16 protein-coding genes and 1 pseudogene are annotated in these 16,919 nt (G+C 68.8%); 9 read left to right on the top strand and 8 right to left on the bottom strand.

Annotated elements, in window-relative coordinates:
- Positions 1-79 precede the first annotated feature (79 nt).
- Positions 80-1,471 (top strand): cell envelope integrity protein CreD, encoded by a 1,392-nt coding sequence (gene creD, locus C5O79_RS27265; protein ID WP_122476333.1) that lies wholly within the window; start codon positions 80-82, stop codon positions 1,469-1,471.
- 70 nt (positions 1,472-1,541) lie between these two features.
- On the opposite strand, the pseudogene C5O79_RS38685 reads toward creD, so the two are convergent.
- Positions 1,542-1,691, bottom strand: a pseudogene (locus C5O79_RS38685) (RidA family protein); the annotation flags it as partial.
- 64 nt (positions 1,692-1,755) lie between these two features.
- On the opposite strand from C5O79_RS38685, the gene C5O79_RS27255 reads away from it, so the two are divergent.
- Positions 1,756-1,953 (top strand): oxidoreductase-like domain-containing protein, encoded by a 198-nt coding sequence (locus C5O79_RS27255; protein WP_046548591.1) that lies wholly within the window; start codon positions 1,756-1,758, stop codon positions 1,951-1,953.
- An 81-nt stretch (positions 1,954-2,034) separates the two neighbouring features.
- Here C5O79_RS27255 and C5O79_RS27250 read toward each other — a convergent pair whose 3' ends face one another.
- A complete protein-coding gene (locus C5O79_RS27250) occupies positions 2,035-3,495 on the bottom strand; it encodes an MFS transporter (protein WP_122476331.1) in 1,461 nt (486 codons plus the stop codon).
- A gap of 170 nt (positions 3,496-3,665) precedes the next feature.
- Between C5O79_RS27250 and C5O79_RS27245 the strand changes: the two genes are divergently transcribed.
- Positions 3,666-4,538: a LysR family transcriptional regulator gene (locus tag C5O79_RS27245; RefSeq protein ID WP_046548590.1), complete on the top strand. Its 873-nt coding sequence runs from the start codon at positions 3,666-3,668 to the stop codon at positions 4,536-4,538.
- 57 nt (positions 4,539-4,595) lie between these two features.
- Positions 4,596-4,916, top strand: coding sequence for a hypothetical protein (locus C5O79_RS27240; RefSeq protein ID WP_122476329.1), 321 nt, complete (start codon positions 4,596-4,598; stop codon positions 4,914-4,916).
- A gap of 52 nt (positions 4,917-4,968) precedes the next feature.
- On the opposite strand, the gene C5O79_RS27235 is transcribed toward C5O79_RS27240, so the two are convergent.
- Positions 4,969-5,871, bottom strand: a complete 903-nt coding sequence (locus C5O79_RS27235; protein WP_047849673.1) for a LysR family transcriptional regulator — start codon at positions 5,869-5,871, stop codon at positions 4,969-4,971.
- A gap of 101 nt (positions 5,872-5,972) precedes the next feature.
- Between C5O79_RS27235 and C5O79_RS27230 the strand changes: the two genes are divergently transcribed.
- Positions 5,973-6,956, top strand: a complete 984-nt coding sequence (locus C5O79_RS27230) for an NAD-dependent epimerase/dehydratase family protein (protein ID WP_047849674.1) — start codon at positions 5,973-5,975, stop codon at positions 6,954-6,956.
- Between the two features lie 352 nt (positions 6,957-7,308).
- Here C5O79_RS27230 and C5O79_RS27225 read toward each other — a convergent pair whose 3' ends face one another.
- The 5 genes from C5O79_RS27225 to C5O79_RS27205 all read right to left on the bottom strand — a co-directional run bounded on the left by C5O79_RS27225 (position 7,309) and on the right by C5O79_RS27205 (position 12,286).
- Entirely contained in the window at positions 7,309-8,010 is a 702-nt protein-coding gene (locus C5O79_RS27225; protein ID WP_047849675.1) for a DUF2848 domain-containing protein, read from the bottom strand.
- A 53-nt stretch (positions 8,011-8,063) separates the two neighbouring features.
- Positions 8,064-9,383 carry an MFS transporter gene (locus C5O79_RS27220; protein ID WP_047849676.1) on the bottom strand — a complete coding sequence of 440 codons (1,320 nt, stop codon included), beginning with the start codon at positions 9,381-9,383 and terminating at the stop codon, positions 8,064-8,066.
- 79 nt (positions 9,384-9,462) lie between these two features.
- Positions 9,463-10,152 carry a DUF4286 family protein gene (locus C5O79_RS27215; RefSeq protein ID WP_047849677.1) on the bottom strand — a complete coding sequence of 230 codons (690 nt, stop codon included), beginning with the start codon at positions 10,150-10,152 and terminating at the stop codon, positions 9,463-9,465.
- Positions 10,153-10,253: 101 nt separating this feature from the next.
- Positions 10,254-11,297: a LysR family transcriptional regulator gene (locus tag C5O79_RS27210; protein WP_122476327.1), complete on the bottom strand. Its 1,044-nt coding sequence runs from the start codon at positions 11,295-11,297 to the stop codon at positions 10,254-10,256.
- A gap of 197 nt (positions 11,298-11,494) precedes the next feature.
- Positions 11,495-12,286, bottom strand: coding sequence for an SDR family oxidoreductase (locus C5O79_RS27205; protein ID WP_122476325.1), 792 nt, complete (start codon positions 12,284-12,286; stop codon positions 11,495-11,497).
- A gap of 397 nt (positions 12,287-12,683) precedes the next feature.
- On the opposite strand from C5O79_RS27205, the gene C5O79_RS27200 reads away from it, so the two are divergent.
- From C5O79_RS27200 to C5O79_RS27185, 4 genes are all read left to right on the top strand, one after another.
- Positions 12,684-13,565, top strand: a complete 882-nt coding sequence (locus tag C5O79_RS27200; RefSeq protein WP_047849680.1) for a neutral zinc metallopeptidase — start codon at positions 12,684-12,686, stop codon at positions 13,563-13,565.
- A gap of 170 nt (positions 13,566-13,735) precedes the next feature.
- Positions 13,736-14,476, top strand: coding sequence for a LuxR C-terminal-related transcriptional regulator (locus tag C5O79_RS27195; protein ID WP_122476323.1), 741 nt, complete (start codon positions 13,736-13,738; stop codon positions 14,474-14,476).
- Positions 14,477-14,526: 50 nt separating this feature from the next.
- A complete protein-coding gene (locus C5O79_RS27190) occupies positions 14,527-15,204 on the top strand; it encodes a hypothetical protein (RefSeq protein WP_122476321.1) in 678 nt (225 codons plus the stop codon).
- Between the two features lie 186 nt (positions 15,205-15,390).
- Positions 15,391-16,893 (top strand): aldehyde dehydrogenase family protein, encoded by a 1,503-nt coding sequence (locus tag C5O79_RS27185; RefSeq protein WP_047849682.1) that lies wholly within the window; start codon positions 15,391-15,393, stop codon positions 16,891-16,893.
- Positions 16,894-16,919: the final 26 nt, after the last annotated feature.

Below are 16,919 nucleotides of genomic sequence, written 5' to 3'. Positions count from 1 at the left end.
CGCTTCACACCGGCTTCAATCGCGCTTCACCGGCGCGGCTCATGCTGACCGTACCCTTTTACTCCGGTACTTGTCGGCCATGAATCGAGTCCTGTTGTTCAAATTCGCGATCACCGCGGTTCTCGCGCTGCTGATCCTGATCCCGCTGCAGATGGTGCAAAGCATCGTGCAGGAGCGCTCCGCGTATCGCCGGGATGCGCTGCAGAGCATCTGGTCGAGCTATGCGGGGCCGCAGACGGTGGCGGGCCCCGTGCTCGTCGTGCATTACACGGAAGTCACGCGGGTGCGCGACGATTCGCCGGCCGGCGGCGCGACGAAGACGAGCCTGCGCAGCGAGACGAAGCGCCTGCTCGTGTTTCCGAAGACGCTGAACGTCGACGGCACGCTGACGACCAGCGTCCGCTATCGCGGCATTCACAAGGCGCTGGTGTACGAGCTGGCAAGCCGGCTGACCGGCACGCTGCCGTTGCCGGACCTGAAGAAACTGCCGCAAGCCGACGGTCACGTGAGCTTCAAGGTCGACGAAGCCTATGTGTCGATCGGCATCGGCGACATCCGCGGGCTGACCGCGCAACCCGACCTGCGCATCGGCGGCGCGCGCTTCGACGTCGAGCAGGGCACGCGGTTGGACAGCCTGCGCCAGGGCGTGCACGCGAACGTCGATCTCGCGGCGCTGGCGGACGCAAACGCTGGGGCGGTCGTGCCGTTCAGCGTCGACCTGCCGTTGCGCGGTGCTGATTCCGTCGCATTTGCGCCGGTGGGTGACCAGAACGATTTCTCGCTGAAATCGACGTGGCCGCATCCGAGTTTCGACGGCGCATTCCTGCCGAACAATCGCACGGTCGATGCGCGCGGCTTCACCGGCAACTGGCGCGTGACGTCGTTCAACACGAAGGCGCGTGGGCAGATCGCCTCCGGCGACGGGGAGGGCGCGATCGAAATGGCGTCGGTGTCGGTAATCGAACCCGTGAACGTCTATTTGCAGGCCGAGCGTGCGACAAAGTACGGCGCGCTGTTCGTGATGCTCACGTTCGCGAGCTTCTTCATGTACGAGCTCGTGAAGCGGCTGCGCATTCACCCGATCCAGTACACGCTGGTCGGCCTGTCGCTCGCACTGTTCTTCCTGTTGCTGCTGAGCCTGTCCGAACACATCGCGTTCGCGTATGCGTATCTCGCGGCGAGCGGCGCCTGCATCGGGTTGCTTGCCTTCTACCTGACGTTCGTGCTGCACAGCGTGAAGCGCGGGGCGGTGTTCGCGGCGCTGCTCGCGGTGCTGTACGCGGCGCTCTACGGGCTGCTGCTGTCGGAAGACAACGCGCTGATGCTCGGTTCGCTGCTGCTGTTCGCGATTCTCGCCGGCATCATGACGCTCACGCGCCGCGTCGACTGGTATTCGCTCGGCGCCGCGTGGCAGCCGCTGGCCGACAAGGCGGGGGCGAGTGCAGCGAAGCCGGGTGTGCAGGTGAAGTAAGCACGCGGGGTGTGAGGGGCGCGCCGGTCGGGAAGGTTACGGCCGGCGCGTTATTACAGAGCAGGCCGATTCACGCGCGCGATGCAGGTCGGCAACACCGCGCCAGCGGAATTTCAGCAACCGGAGTGATCTCGATCTGCCGATCGGAATGGTAGAGACGCTCGACCTGAACGGTCGTCGTCACGGGATACGGCTCGGCGACGTACGTCTTGCGGATGTTGCGTGGCACGCATGCCGTGCGGCATCCGCTTATACTGAACCCGTCCATTCATTCGATTCTCGCCGTGCCCAACACTGCCTCTCCGGATCCGTCCGTCGACGATCCCCGTCCGACCCCGCCCATCCAACCCGAACTGGAAGACTGCTGCAACAGCGGCTGCTCGCCGTGCGTCTTCGATCTCTACGACGAAGCACTTGCGCGCTATCGCGTCGAGCTGGCCGAATGGGAAGCGCGCCAGGCGCAACGCCAGCATCACGCATGAGCCGGATGCCGGCGAGCGGCCGCGCCTGCATCGGCACCGCTTTCGCGTCAGACCTTGCCGTCGCGACGCTTCCTGTCCCGCTTACCTGCCTGCATGCAGCCGCCGATGCAGCGGCCCGAGCATCGCCGACAGCGCGATGCACACGAGCAGCACGGCCGTCAGCGCAAACATCGACGTCCTGAAGCCCTGCACGTAATTGATCGCAGCCGGATGCGCACCGAGGCGCGCGAAGAACACGCCACCGATCGTCGCGGCGCCGACGGCCGCGCCGATCTGCAGCATCGCGGTGACCATGCCGGATGCGACACCCGCGCGCGCCGTGTCGACTTCCGCGAGCACGATCCGCACGACCGACGGCAGCACGAGGCCCTGGCCGATCCCGACCGCCGCGATCCCCACGTAAAAGCCGGCGCCCGGCGTGGCTGCACCCGCCAGTGCGGCGGCCGTCGCGACGCCGGCCGCGAGCATCGCGAAGCCCAGCGTGAGCACGCGATAGCCGCCGAACCGGCCGACGAGTCGCGGCATCAGCAGCGGGCTCGACAGGAAGCCGAGCCCGAGCGGCAGGATCGCGAGCCCCGATGCGAGCGGCGACCAGTTCAGGCAGCCCTGCAGGTAGATCCCGTAACTCAGGAAGAACGCGCTCAGCGTATAGAACAGGAACGCCAGCACGAGCCCGAGCGCGACGACGGGGTTGCGGAACAGGCGCACGTCGAGCAGCGGATCGTGGCCGCCCGCGAGGCGGCGCGCCTCGACCGCCAGCAGCGCACCGAGCATCGGCAGCGCGCCGACGAGGCACGCGACCATCCACAGCGGCCAGCCGGCCTCGCGACCGTGCGTGAGCGGGTAGACGAGCATCAGCAGGAACAGCGACAGCAGCGCCATGCCCGGCACGTCGATGCGCTGGCCTTTCGGCGGCCGGCTTTCCGGGATGAAGCGCCAGCTGCCGATCAGCGCGAGGATGCCGATCGGCAGGTTGACGAGGAAGATCGCGCGCCAGCCGAGCCCGAACGGATGCAGGCTGATCAACGCGCCGCCGCCGAGCTGGCCGATCACGGCCGCGAGACCGAACACGAAACCGTAGAAGCCCATCACGCGCACCTGCTCCTGCGGGCTGAACACGCTGCGGATCGTCGCGAGCACCTGCGGCGCGAGGATCGCGGCGAACAGGCCCTGCAGCACACGGCCGCCGACCAGCACCGCGCCGCTGCCGGCAAGCCCGCACAGCGTCGACGCGACGACGAAGCCGGCCATCCCGACCATGAACATCCGCTTGCGGCCGTACAGGTCGCCGAGCCGGCCGCCGGTGATCTGCACGACCGCGTTCGCACACGCATACGCGGACACGACCAGCTGCAGCTCGGCCGGCCGCGCGCCGATGCCGTCGCGAATGGCCGGCAGCGCGAGATTCACAATGAAGTAGTCGAGCGGCGGCAAAATCGCGCCAACCAGCAGGACCACCAGCGCCCAGCCGTGATGGCTGCGCGGCGTCGCCGCGGCGGCCGTGCCGGCCGGCACGCAGGGAGCAAGGGTGTCGTTCGTCATGGAAGCAAGTCCGAAAGAATGAGTGCCACATTCACGCCGGATACGGTGCCAGGTGCGCCGGTTCGGCCGTGGACGGGCGATCGACCCCCATTCTGGGCGGTGGCAATGAATCGGAAAAGCGGGAATTGGTGGTAGCATCCATCGGGTTATTCGATGGATTGAGGATGGCGATGCGTGGGTTCGACCTGGATCAGTTGCGTACTTTCGCGGCGGTCGCGGATGCCGGCAGCCTGACGGCCGCCGCGCCGTTGCTGCACCTGTCGCAGTCGACGGTCAGCGAGCAGGTGCGCAAGCTCGAATCGCGCGCGGGCGTGCCGCTGTTCGTGCGCAGCAAGCGTGGGGTCGAGCCGACCCCGGCTGGCTCTCGGCTGCTGCAGCATGCGCGGCGCATCGTCGCGCTGAACGAGGCCGCGTTCGACGAAGTGCGCGGGCAGGCGATCAAGGGCGAGCTGCGCGTCGCGATCACCGATTACTACCGCACCAACGAAGTCGCAGGCCTGCTCGCGCGGCTGCGGGAGTGCTACCCGCAATTGAGCCTGCACGTCAGCGCGATGAAGAGCGCGGATATCGAAGCGGCGCATGCGCGCGGGCAGGTCGATCTCGGCGTGGTGATGAACCTGTCGAGCGGGCCGTTCCGGCCGGCGTCGGCCGATACGCGCTGGGTGCTGCGGCGCGAGCCGCTGTCGTGGGTCGCATCGCCCGCTCTCGCCGAGCAATTGCCAGAGCCGCTGCCGCTCGTGCTGCTGCCGGACGACTGCATGATGCATCAGGTCGCGGTGCGCTCGCTCGACGAGCAGCACATGCCGTACCGGCTCGTGCACAGCGCGTCGGGGGTGGCGGGGCTGCAGTCGATGCTGGCGGCGGGGCTCGGGGTGGGCTGCCTGTGCGCGTCGGCGATCGGCGAGGGCATGATGCGGCTCGGCGCGAAATACCGGCTGCCGCCGCTGCCCGACGCGGTGTTTTCGCTGACGCCGCCGATGCCCGGCGAACGCGAAGCCGTCACGCAGGCGCGCGAGGTGCTGTCGCGGCAATTGCTGATGTAAAACCGGGCCGCACGACTTGCGGCGGCGCGTAGTGAGAGGCGCGCCAGGGGACAAAAAATGAACGACGAACTGCAACGCCAGATGGCCGCGAAGCTGCAGGATGCGCTGGAGCGCGTGGTCGACGAACGCTCGCTGATCCACTTCCTGCGCGTGCTCGGCCACGACTGGAACACGGAGCGCCAGCTCGAGGCCGACGTGCCGCCGTCGCCGTACTCCCGCTCCGCGCTCGGCTGGGAAAACCACTCGATCGGCGCGTACCTGGACGCGATGGTCGACTGGGCCGAGGCGTCGGAGGAAGGGCTGCGTTTCTACGACGTGCCCGACAACCCGTGGCGGCGGATGGCGGACATCCTGTTCGCCGGGAAAATCTACGAATAGCGCCGCGCGGGGCGCTTCGGGCGCTTCGTCCGTGACCGTCGCCGCGAACCGTCTATTCGATGGCTTCGCCGTTCACATACGCGCGCAGCCCGTCGGCCAGCGCGTCGAACACCGCGCGGCAGCGCGGGCTCGACCGCAGATCCTCGTGCATCACGACCCAGGTTTCCAGCTGCATCGCGAGCTTGTCCGGCAGCACGCGCACGAGCCGCGCGTCGCGTTTCGCGAGCCCGTTCTGGCAGAAGCCGATCCCGTAGCCGGCGCGGATCATCGCGAGCTGCGCGAGGTTGCTGTCGGTGCGCAGCGAGAACGCGTCGCGCTTCCACAGCGGCATGCTGCGGCCCGCGGAGCGGATGAACGGCGTGACCGTGTCGAAGCCGATCAGCGCGTGATGCGCGAGTTCGTCGATCGTCGTGGGTGCATCGTTGCGCGCCAGGTAGTCGTCGCGCGCATACAGGCCGATGTCGATTTCGCCGATGCGCCGCGCAACAAGCGCCTCCTGCGTGGGCGGCGCCATCCGGACCGCGATGTCGGCCTCGCGCTTGAGCACGTCCTGGATGCGATCGGTCGGCACCAGCTCGATGACGAGCCCCGGATGGTCGCGCCGCAACTGCGCGAGAACCGGCGGCAGCACCTCCACGGCGATCACGTCGCTGGCCGAGATCCGCACGATGCCGCGCACGCCGGCGCCGTGGCTCGCGGCCGCGCGCTCGAACGCGGCCGCCGCGCTGCGCAGCGCCTCCGCATGGCCGCGCAGCGCCAGCGCGGCCTCGGTCGGCAGCAGGCCGGACGGTGAGCGCGTGAACAGCGTCTGGCCGAACGCGGCCTCCAGCGCCGCGACGTGGCGGCCGGCCGTTGGCTGCGTGATGCCGAGGGCACGCGCAGCGCCCGACAACGAGCCTTCCGTCAGCACGGCGAGGAAGGTGCGGTAGCGTTCCCAGTTCAGATCGATGGCCATACATAAATGTATAGCTGATCCATCAGGTTCGGCAATTCCTTAGTAGCTGAAGCCGCGCCAGAATGCATGTCATCACGGACATTCATTCAAGGAGAGCGGCAATGACGACCCACGCAGGCAGGACGCAACGACAGGCACTCGTGCTCGGCGCGAGCGGCGGAATTGGCGGGGAAGTCGCGCGGCAGTTGCGCGATGCGGGCTGGCTGGTGCGCGGGTTGAAGCGCGGGCTCGACGCCGAAGTCGCGGAGCGCGACGGCATCGCCTGGATCCGCGGCGACGCGATGGACCGCGACGCGGTCGTCCGGGCCGCGCGCGGCTGCAGCGTGATCGTGCACGCGGTGAATCCGCCGGGCTACCGGAACTGGGCCGGGCAGGTGCTGCCGATGATCGACAACACGATCGCGGCGGCGAAGGCGGAGCGGGCGACCATCGTGCTGCCGGGCACGGTCTACAACTACGGGCCAGATGCGTTTCCGGTGCTGGTCGAAGATGCGCCGCAGCATCCGTCGACGCGCAAGGGCGCGATCCGCGTCGAGCTGGAGCGCCGGCTGCAGGATGCGGCCGGGCAGGGCGTTCGCACGATCATCGTGCGCGCCGGCGATTTCTTCGGGCCGAAGCTCACCGGCAACAGCTGGTTTGCGGCGGGGTTCGTCAAGGCCGGGGAGCCGGTTGCGTCCATCAGCGTGCCGGGGCGGGCCGGCATCGGGCACCAATGGTCGTATGTGCCGGACGCCGCGCGCGCGATGGTCGAACTGATCGAGCGGCGCGACACGCTGGAGCCGTTCGCGCGCTTTCACCTGGGCGGGCATTGGGATGCGGACGGCACGCAGATGGCGGAGGCCGTGCGCCGCGTCGCGCAGCGGCACGGGCTGCGCCCGACGGTGCGCAAGTTCCCGTGGTGGTTCGTGTGGGCCGCGGCGCCGTTCGTCACGACGCTGCGCGAATTGCTCGAGATGCGCTACCTGTGGCGCGAGCCGGTCCGGCTCGACAACACGCGGGTGACCGCGGTGCTCGGCCGCGAGCCCGTGACGCCGCTCGACACGGCGGTGGAGGCGACGCTGGCGGGGCTCGGGTGTCTCAAGTGAGCAACGTCCCGTGCCGGATTCCATGCTCTGGCACGGGCCGGCACGATGGAGAACCGCAGAACCTGCGGGGCAACAATTCTCCACATACCCGGGCGCGTCCGATGCGCATCATGTCGGCTCATGTCGATAAGGCGAAAACGGGGGCGCAATGTTGCATTTCGGGTGGAAAGTGTCGGTTGCGGGGGTAATGATGTTCGCATTGAGCGGGTGCACCGACCTGGCCGGGGTGCTGTATTGCAACAACTCGCAGTTCAACTTTCCGGACTATCACTGCTTTCAGCCGTACTAGCAGCGGCTGGCGCGGCGACGGAACGCTGTCGCGCCCGTGTGTCGCGCACTTGCTCATTGCCCGCTACGCGACGACCGGTAACGCCTCCACTGCATAGCGGTGCCGAAGGCTGCGCCCGAGCACCGGATCGTGCAGTTCCATCTCGAACGCATCGCCGTCGCCCATCGCCGCGATCGGGCCATGCACGGCAACCGTGCCGCCATACATCGCGCCGCGCGCGGGCATCGTCCGGCGGTCGTCGAAGCGCTGCCACAGCACCTCGGGCGCAAGCAGGCCACTCACCGCGCCATGCTGGTATGCCGTCCGCTCGCCATCGCACGAGATCAGCCACGAACGCATCTCGATCGCATCCCAGTGATCCGCGACGTCCGCGTAAAGCCATGCGTCGCGGCCGAGCGGTTTCGCGCACACCTGCTTCGACACCGCGACGCCATAGGCTTCGACCTCACGATCCGTATGATCGGAGCCGACGGTCACGAGCGTGCCGGCCGCGCTGTCGACCAGCACGCATTCGATCTCGCCGCCCGAGCGTGCGCCGAGCACGCCGATCGCGGGCGCCTGCGTGAGCAGCGCGGCCGACACGCGATAGAAGCAGGGCGTGGTCGACGGTGGCGCGACGTCGAGCGCCGCGAGTTCGTCGATATGCGCCTGGATTGCGGCCGGATCGCGGCCGGCCCAGCCGGCGATCACGACGCGCTCGATCTCGACGTCGACGGTGGCCGGTGCGCGTTGCCGGGAAATCACGTTGAACGACAGGGTTGGCATGCGGGTATCCGTTTGAAGTGCGAAAGAATGAAACGGCTTGCTGGCGGCGACGTTCAATCCGCGAGCGGCTTGTGCGCGGTTTCGCGTGCGACGAGGAGCGCGATCGACGTGACGACGAGCGCGGCGGCGACATACAGCGACACGGCCGTCGTCGTGCCCGTCTGCCGGAACAGCGCGGCAATCACGAGCGGCGCGAAGCCGCCGCCGACGATGCCGGCGAGCGTGTATGCGAGCGACGAGCCCGCATAACGCACGCGGGTCGGGAACTGTTCGGTCACGAACGCGCCCTGCGGGCCGTACATCACCGCGTGGATCACGAGGCCGATCGCGACGGCCGCGACGATCGCGCCGGGGCGCGCCGAATCGAGCAGCGTGAAGAACACGAACGCCCACACGATGCCGGCGAGCGCGCCGGCGAGATACACGGGCCGGCGGCCGAAGCGGTCCGACAGCGCGCCGAAGAACGGCACCGCGAGCGCGTTGCAGGCCGTGCCGATCATCACGGCCGTCAAGGCGACGGGGCGCGACAGGTGCAGCACGGTCGTCACGTAGGTGAGCGTGAACACGACGATCAACGCATACAGCACGTCCGAGCCGACCCGCGAGCCACCGGCGATCAGCAGGCGCTTCCAGTGGTACTTCAGCACGTCGGCAACGGGCACCTCGGCGGTCGCGTGCGATTCGGCGAGCTGCTCGAACTGCGGCGTTTCGTCGACGCCGCGCCGCAACCAGAAGCCGAACACGACGAGCAGCGCGCTGGCCGCGAACGGTACGCGCCAGCCCCACGACAGGAAGTCGCCGGACGTGGTCGACAGCGTCACGAGCGCGATGCAGCCGGTGCCGAGCAGCGTGCCGAACGACGGGCCGATCTGCGTCCACGATGCGGACAGCCCGCGTCGCTTCTGGTCGCCGTGCTCGACCGACAGCAGCACCGCGCCTGCCCATTCGCCGCCGAGCGCGACGCCCTGCACGAAGCGCAGCGCGACGAGCAGGATCGGGCTCAGGATGCCGGCTTGCGCGTAGGTCGGCAGCGCGCCCATCAACGCAGTCGTCACGCCCATCAGCACCAGTGTGAGCATCAGCACCGCGCGGCGGCCGATGCGGTCGCCGAGATTGCCGAACACGAAACCGCCGAGCGGGCGCGACACGTAGCCGACCGCATAGGTCGAGAACGCGAGGATCGTGCCGGCCAGCGGATCGACCGACGGAAAGAACAGGTGGTTGAAGACGAGCGCGGCGAGCGTGTTGTAGATCGTGAAGTCGTACCACTCGAGCGACGTGCCGATCATGCTCGCGGTCGCGAGTCGGCTGTTGCGGACGCGGCGGGGCGCATGGGCGGCGGGCTGGGCGAGAGTGCTCATGGTGTCGGACATGTCGTGACGGGGAACGGGATGAAGCGCCGGGCCGTTGCGCTGGCGGGCAGTGTGCGTGCGGTACGGCCGGCGCGGGCGATCAGGCGGGCAGCGCGGCGGCAGCAGCGGGCTCCGTTTCGACGTCGCTGCGCGTTACATGCAGCGGTGCGGCGGCGCGCCACAGCAGGTCGAAGGTGCGCACGTCGTCGTGGCCGGCGAGCGATGCGGCGACACGGCGCGTTGCCGCCGCATCGCTGCCTTCGATCAGCACGAGCGCATCGGCGGCCAGGCGGGCGGCCGCATCGGCGCCGATCGGCGCCGACAGTTCGGGCGCGGTGCGAAAGAGTCGCGCGGCGTGGATGCCCGGTTCGTGCAGCACGTCGTCGAAGCGCTTGCGCAGGTGCGGCACGTCGATGCGATCCGGCGGCAGCACGAACAGCGCGAGATGCGCGCCTTCGCCGTCGCCGGCCTCGATCGTCAGTTCTCCGACGCGTCGCTGCGTGCCCGTCATGCGCTCGAAGTTCGCGAGCGACCATGCGGTCTGCTGCGTGAACGCGCGGCGATACGCGTCGCCATGGAACACGTCGAGCGCGTCCGTCACGTACAGCGCGAGGTACTTGCGCGGGCCGCGATCGGTCGCGCGAAAGCGCCGCGCATGCGTGAAGCCGGGAATCGCGACGCGTTCCTGCATGTGCTCGCGGTCGTACCACGCGTTGAAATCGGCTTCGTGCGCGGGGTCGATATCCGTCCAGACGCAAAGCTGGCCGTGCGGAAGGGTAAGGCGGGTCATCGCGGGGTTCCTCGTGACGGGGGGATGTCAGGAACCCCAGTTTCCCGAAGACGGGCCGCGCCCGTCCAACAAGAAAACAAATTCGCGGTGAACAGGTTTTCTTATGAGCGGCGCGGGCGGCGTTGCGCGGAGGGCGTGGCGGGCGGGGTGGATTGCGTCGTGCGCTTCGCTTTTGCCGGTGCTTTCGCTCGGGTATTTGCTTTCGTCGCGGGACGGGCGGGTGCTTTGCCCACGGCATCGGGCGCGGCCGTCTTTGCGTGATTCGCGGCGGCCGACATCGCGCGCGCGACTTCGCTGGCCAGTTCCGCGATGCGCGCGGCCACCGGCAAGCCCTGGCTGCGATATGTCGCGACGAGCGGCAGCGCGGGGAATTCGGGTTCGACGTCGAGCAGTTCGAGCGCGCCTTCGTGCAGCTCGCGCCCGATGATCGCGGGCGGCAGCGCGGCCACGCCGAAGCCGTCGGCGACGAGGCGGATCATCGCGGCGACCGACGTGATGCAGTTGATGCTGGCCGGCCGCTCGACGGCTGCGAACAGCCGCTCGATCGTCGCGTGCGGCCCCGAGTGGCGCGAGAAGCTGATGATCGGGAATTCGGCCAGACGCGCGACGTCGAGCGGCTGGCCACCGAGCCCGAGGCGCGGGCTGGCCGCCCAGCGCACCGGGAATTCGCACAGCGGCAGGTTCGTGAAATCGGGGCCCGGCACCGGGTCGGTCTGCAGGATCAGGTCGACGCCGTCGGTGCTCAGCAGGCGGATCAGGTGCAGCGTGGTGTCGCTCGTGATCTCGACGTCGAGGCGTGGATAGCGCTCGCGCAGTTGCGCCATCAGCGCGGGGAACCAGCTGTGCACGATCGATTCGATCACGCCGATCCGGATCAGGCCCGCGTCGCTCGCCGCATCGATGTCGCGGCGCATTTCGCCGTCGAGCCGCACGATCCGCTCCGCGTACGCGAGCATGCGGCGCCCGGCGGGCGTGAGCGTGGCCGAACGCGTGTTGCGATCGAACAGGCGGACGTCGAATGCTTCCTCGAGCGACGCGATGCGGCTCGATACGGCGGCCTGTGTGGTGTGCAGTTTTTCGGCGGTGAGCCGGAAGTTTTCCAGCTTCGCGAGCCAGACGAAGGTTTCAAGAAACCGGATGTTCATCGACGTTCGAACCGTGAGGCGGTGCCGGGCGGGGCGGCGGGATCGGTCGATGGTAGCGGATTTTCAGGGGCGGGAAATAAACGGGAGACGCGTTGCGTGTGCGGCGGTGGGCGCGCGGGCGGGCGGTGAAGGGGCAGGCGCACGTTCACGCAACGCCGCCCGCGACGCGTATGTCGCGCGAGCGGCGCACCCGCGCATCAATGCTTGTCGAACGCGAGCGTCGGCACGTCGACGACCATCGCGCCGCCGTCGGCGACGAGCGTTGCGCCGGTCACGAACGACGCGTCCGGCGACGCGAGGAACGCGCACACGGCCGCGATCTCGTCCGGGTCTGCCGCGCGCCGCAGCGGCACGTCGGCGCTGACGCGCGCATACGCACCGTCGAGCGTGTCGCCGTGCGCCGACATCAGCGGTTCCATTTCCGCGTCGGCCATCGGCGTGCGGACCCAGCCGGGGCATACCGCGTTCGCGCGCACGCCGTGCGGCCCGTAGTCACGTGCGAGCGACCGCGCGAGCCCGAGCAGCGCGTGCTTGCCGACCGTGTAGCCGCACACGCCGGGCCCAGCCGCGAGCGCGGCGATCGACGCGACCAGCACGATGCTGCCGCGCTGCGCGATCAGGTCGGGCAGGCATGCGCGTGCGCTGACGAACGCGGTGTCGAGGTTCGCGTGCATCGCGTCGCGCCATTGCGCGTCGTCGGTTTCATCCGCGCGGCCGAGGCCGTGGCCGCCCGCGCATGTGATGAGTGCGTCGACGCGGCCGAAGCGTTCGGCGATCCGTGGCAGGAAGCGGGACCAGTCGGCGGTGCTTGCGGCATCGCCGGCCAGCGCGAGGCCGCCCGTTTCGGCGGCCAGCGCGTCGAGCGGCGCCTGGCGCCGACCGATCAGCACGACGCGGTCGCCGCGGCGGGCGAAGCGGTGCGCGCACGCGGCGCCGATACCGGTGCCCGCGCCGGTGATCGCGATCGTGCGGAGTTGCGGGTGGGTCATGTCGTGCTCCGGAAAGGGGTCGTTTCCGGTCACTTTAGGCGGCGCTGGCGAGCGCCGGTATCCGCCGAAAGGATGAACGCGGGCGGCATCCGGGCGGCCGGCGCGGCAGCGGACCATTTTGCAAAGGCTGACGATGTGCGGCGCCGAATCGCTCTATCCTCCACATTTTTGCGATAAGTCACGAAAGCCCGGCAGAATAGCGCGGGCGGGCCGCGCATCGCGCGCTGTGCATCGGCCGGCCGATTCCGTCGTGCGAGCGGACCGGCAGGCCGGAGATCCCGGCAGGAGCGCGCACCCGACGCGCGCGCTGCATCCGCCGGGGATCGTGTCACGACAGCCTATCGCCCGGTTGCGCGCTCGCGCGCCGGACCATCGACAAGAACAGGGAGGGCCGGCTATGAGGCTGGACGACGAAACGGAAAGCACGAACGTCGAGGATCGCCGCAGCGCAGGCGGGTTCGGCGGCGGGCGCGGCGCGACGATCGGCATCGGCACGATCGTGGTTGCGTTCGCCGCGTCGTATTTCTTCGGGATCGACCCGCGCGTGATACTCGAAGGCGCCTCGGCGCTGCAGGGCCGCCAGCAGCAGGCGCAGCCTGCACCCGCGCAGCGGCAGGGCGAGCCGGCGAACGACACGGGTGCGGTGTTCACGCGCAAGGTGCTCGGCAATATCGAGCGCACGTGGACGGGCGTGTTCAATACCCAGCTGCACGCGCAGTACCAGCCGCCGACGCTCGTGATGTTCACGAACTCGACGCCGACCGCATGCGGCACGGGCCAGACCGCGATGGGGCCGTTCTACTGCCCGGGCGACCGCAAGGTGTATATCGATCTCGGTTTCTACAACGAACTGCGCACGCGTTTCGGCGCGGGCGGTGATTTTGCGCAGGCTTACGTGATCGCGCACGAAGTCGGCCACCACGTGCAGAACCTGCTCGGCATCTCCGACAAGGTCGACGCCGCGCGCCGGCGGGCGAGCCAGGCGCACTCGAATGCGCTGTCGGTGCGGATGGAGCTGCAGGCCGACTGCTTTGCCGGCGTGTGGGCGAACAACGCGCAGCGCGCGAACCAGCGGCTGATGGAACCCGGCGATTTCGAGCAGGGGTTGAAGGCCGCCGCCGCGATCGGCGACGACCGGCTGCAGCAGCAGGGGCAGGGCTATGTCGTACCGGAGAGCTTCACGCACGGCACCAGCGACCAGCGCGTGTACTGGCTGCGGCGCGGGATGCAATCGGGTGAGCTGAGCGCCTGCGATACGTTCGCCGCGAACGCACGCTGAATCGGGCGCGTGCCCGGCTGCGCGCCTGCGTCGTCCCGGCCGGAGGGTGAACCCGCGGTACCGGGCGGGCCGGGACGATTTGCCGATTTGTGCTCACCGGCGCTTTTCGGCGCCGGTAGGCTGGCCCGAACTTCGATCTTCGATACGTTCGCCCGCCAGCTGATTCCACCATGCCGACCCCATCCGATCCCGCCGATCCGGCCGCCGCCGACTGGCCGCGCGCGCTGCGTGCTTGCGTGGCCGCGTTCGACGCGTTCGCGAGCCCGTCCGCGATCGTGTTCTACCGGCTCGACCAGAGCGGCGAACCGGCCGATTTCGAGCTGTTCGGGATGCCGGAATCGATGCATCGTACCTATGTCGCGCGCTACCGGATGCTCGATCCGCTGCATCCGTCGCGTTGCGCGGCAGGCGAGCGCGCGGTCGTCGCGCTCGCTTCCCAATTGCCTGACGAAAGACGTGACGCGTCCGCGTACTGGACCCGTTTCCTGCGGCGGCACGACGTGGCCGACGTCGTCGAGATCTGGCTGCGCGACGCGGGCCGCACGGTCGGCGCGTTCTCGCTGCTGCGCTTCGGGGCGGGCGACACGCGCGGCGGCATGGCCGGCAACAGCACGGCCGGGCGGTTCGCGCCCGGCGAGATCGACGCGCTCGCCCGGCTGCAGCCCGTGGCCGAAGCCGCGCTGAGCCCGCTGCTGCGCGCGCGGCGTGGCATTCACCGGATCGGTTGCGAGGAGCGCCTGACCTACCGCGAGGAGCAGATCGCGCGCCTCGTGCGCGACGGCCGCTCGAACAAGGAGATCGCCCGCGATCTCGCGCTGGGCCAGCCGACCGTCAAGACGCACCTGATGCGGATGTACCGCAAGCTCGGCGTGTCGAACCGCACGGAACTGGTCGGGGCGTTGTTCCTGTAATTCGTCGGATAATTGCGATCCGGAATTCGAACCTTCGTGATCGGCGATTCATGAATACCAAAACCAAAGCGCTGCTGGCCGTGCTGCTCGCCTTGCTGGGGGCGTCCACGGCCACGACCGCCTTCGCGCAAGAGAGCGAGCCCGATTCGTGCCTCGTGCTGCAACCGACCCGAATTGCCCCGGACGACGTCGGTGAGGCCGGTCTCTATGCCGGTGGCGGATGGCTCGGACTGATACCGGACAGGCACCGTTGGAAACTTGCGCCGGCACGTGTCCGCTTCGAACCGTCGCCGCCGAGCGGCGACATCGTCGACATCAAGTCCGACCTGAGAAAAGCCGTGGCGCTGTTTCGCTGCAAGTCGCTCAGGCAGGGCAAGGTCGAAGCTGCGAACATGGCGTTTCCGAAAGATGGAAAGGCGATCGAACCCGGCGCCGCCCCGTTGCGCTTCGGCTTTCACGGTCGCCGGTACGCACTGCGCCACACTCTACCCGGTGCGGTGATTGTCGAAGGCGACGGCAAGCGGTCGGTCCTGCATGACTTCGGTGGCAACACGCCGCCGTTCAGCGCGTCGCTGGTCTGGGCGGGCGACCTGGATCGCGACGGCCGGCTGGACTTCCTGCTGGAATTCGAAAGCGATCTCGGCGCCAGCTTCTGCCTGTTCACATCGGGCAGTGCGAAGGAAAACGAACTGGTCGGGGGAGCGGGCTGCATGTACGTCAGCGGCTGACCGGCACCGCTCCCGCAGCCGGCGTTCCGCGTCGACCGCCACCATCCCGCGCGGTTCGAACCCGCCCCCCAGCGCCTACGCGCTGCCAATTTGCGCTCACCTCGCGCAATCCCTCGTCGATACAGTGGAACGACGCCCGCGTGCCAGTGCGCACGCGGTCCAGCCACGACAATCCTCGAGACGCCCATGAGCACCACGAACTTCGTCGCCGTCAGCGACACCGTGCGCACCTTCGTTGCGCGTGACTTCGGCCTCTTCATCGACGGTGAAATGCAGCCCGCGCACACGGCCGCGCGGCTCGACGTGTACGACCCCGCGACGGGCGAGCGGCTCGCGACGGTCGCGGACGCCGACGCACACGACGTCGACCGAGCGGTCGCCAGCGCGAAGCACGCATTCGACACCCGCGTGTGGAGCGGCCTGCGTCCGGCCGACCGCGAACGCATCCTGCTGAAACTCGCCGACCTGATCGAACGCGACGCCGAAACGCTCGCGCAGCTCGAAACGCTGAACCAGGGCAAGTCGATCCACGTGTCGCGCGCAATCGAGGTCGGCGCGAGCGTCGAATACGCGCGCTACATGGCCGGCTGGGCGACCAAGATCACCGGCCAGACGCTCGACGTGTCGATCCCGTTCCCGCCCGGCGCGCGCTATACGGCCTATACGCGCAAGGAGCCGGTCGGCGTGGTCGCCGCGATCGTGCCGTGGAATTTCCCGCTGATGATCGCAGTGTGGAAGCTGATCCCCGCGCTCGCGTCCGGCTGCACGATCGTGTTGAAGCCGTCGCCGGAAACGCCGCTCACGGCATTGCGCCTGGCCGAGCTCGCACTCGAAGCCGGCGTGCCGCCAGGCGTGTTCAACGTCGTCACTGGCGGCCGCGTGTGCGGCGCCGCGCTCGCGAGCCACCCGTCGATCGCGAAGATCTCGTTCACGGGCTCGACCGCGACCGGCAAGCTGGTCGGTGCGGCGGCCGTGCAGAACATGACGCGCTTTTCGCTCGAGCTCGGCGGCAAGAACCCGATCGTGATGCTCGACGACATCGACGTCGCGCAGGCGCTCGACGGTGTCGCGGCCGGCGCGTTCTTCAACCAGGGGCAGGTGTGCGCGGCCGCTTCGCGCATCTATGTGCATCGCAGCAAGTTCGCGCAGCTCGCCGACGGCCTTGCGGGCGTCGCGCAGTCGATGAAGCTCGGCGCGGGCCTCGACACGACCGCGCAGATCAACCCGCTGGTGTCCGCGCACCATCGTGACAAGGTCGTCCAGCACATCGAAGGCGCGCGCCGCGCGGGCCTGACGTTCCTCGCGGGCGGCACGCCGGCCGATGACCTGCCCGGCTACTACGTGAAGCCGGCCGTGATCGCCGATCCGCATCCGGACAGCGCGATCGTGCGCGACGAAGTGTTCGGCCCGGTGATCGTCGTCGTGCCGTTCGACGACGCGGCCGACGCGGTGCGCCTCGCGAACGCGTCGCCGTACGGCCTCGCCGCGAGCCTCTGGAGCAACGACCTGAAGCGCGTGATGAACCTCGTGCCGCAGATCGAGGCCGGCACCGTATGGGTGAACTGCCATATTCCGCTCGACCCGTCGATGCCGTTCGGCGGCTACAAGCAATCGGGCATCGGCCGCGAATTCGGCCAGTACGCGATCGAAGGCTTCACCGAAACCAAATCCGTCTGCATCGCGCACTGACGCGCGGCATCAACCTCGAACGATCC

This window comes from Burkholderia sp. SRS-25 (assembly GCF_004343765.1).
Classification (GTDB): Bacteria; Pseudomonadota; Gammaproteobacteria; order Burkholderiales; family Burkholderiaceae; genus Burkholderia; species Burkholderia contaminans.
The sequence above is the reverse complement of the archived record's forward strand: the minus strand, read 5'-3'. Positions and strand labels throughout refer to the sequence as shown.

What these genes read in the sequence shown, in the direction of transcription:
- C5O79_RS27225 (WP_047849675.1), bottom strand. Translation starts at nt 8,010, where the DNA reads ATGCCAACCCTGTCGTTCAACGTGATTTCCCGGCAACGCGCACCGGCC.
- C5O79_RS27250 (WP_122476331.1), bottom strand. Translation starts at nt 3,495, where the DNA reads ATGACGAACGACACCCTTGCTCCCTGCGTGCCGGCCGGCACGGCCGCC.
- C5O79_RS27220 (WP_047849676.1), bottom strand. Translation starts at nt 9,383, where the DNA reads ATGTCCGACACCATGAGCACTCTCGCCCAGCCCGCCGCCCATGCGCCC.
- creD (WP_122476333.1), top strand. Translation starts at nt 80, where the DNA reads ATGAATCGAGTCCTGTTGTTCAAATTCGCGATCACCGCGGTTCTCGCG.
- C5O79_RS27195 (WP_122476323.1), top strand. Translation starts at nt 13,736, where the DNA reads ATGCCGACCCCATCCGATCCCGCCGATCCGGCCGCCGCCGACTGGCCG.
- C5O79_RS27215 (WP_047849677.1), bottom strand. Translation starts at nt 10,152, where the DNA reads ATGACCCGCCTTACCCTTCCGCACGGCCAGCTTTGCGTCTGGACGGAT.
- C5O79_RS27240 (WP_122476329.1), top strand. Translation starts at nt 4,596, where the DNA reads ATGAACGACGAACTGCAACGCCAGATGGCCGCGAAGCTGCAGGATGCG.
- C5O79_RS27190 (WP_122476321.1), top strand. Translation starts at nt 14,527, where the DNA reads ATGAATACCAAAACCAAAGCGCTGCTGGCCGTGCTGCTCGCCTTGCTG.
- C5O79_RS27245 (WP_046548590.1), top strand. Translation starts at nt 3,666, where the DNA reads ATGCGTGGGTTCGACCTGGATCAGTTGCGTACTTTCGCGGCGGTCGCG.
- C5O79_RS27230 (WP_047849674.1), top strand. Translation starts at nt 5,973, where the DNA reads ATGACGACCCACGCAGGCAGGACGCAACGACAGGCACTCGTGCTCGGC.
- C5O79_RS27185 (WP_047849682.1), top strand. Translation starts at nt 15,391, where the DNA reads ATGAGCACCACGAACTTCGTCGCCGTCAGCGACACCGTGCGCACCTTC.
- C5O79_RS27205 (WP_122476325.1), bottom strand. Translation starts at nt 12,286, where the DNA reads ATGACCCACCCGCAACTCCGCACGATCGCGATCACCGGCGCGGGCACC.
- C5O79_RS27210 (WP_122476327.1), bottom strand. Translation starts at nt 11,297, where the DNA reads ATGAACATCCGGTTTCTTGAAACCTTCGTCTGGCTCGCGAAGCTGGAA.
- C5O79_RS27235 (WP_047849673.1), bottom strand. Translation starts at nt 5,871, where the DNA reads ATGGCCATCGATCTGAACTGGGAACGCTACCGCACCTTCCTCGCCGTG.
- C5O79_RS27200 (WP_047849680.1), top strand. Translation starts at nt 12,684, where the DNA reads ATGAGGCTGGACGACGAAACGGAAAGCACGAACGTCGAGGATCGCCGC.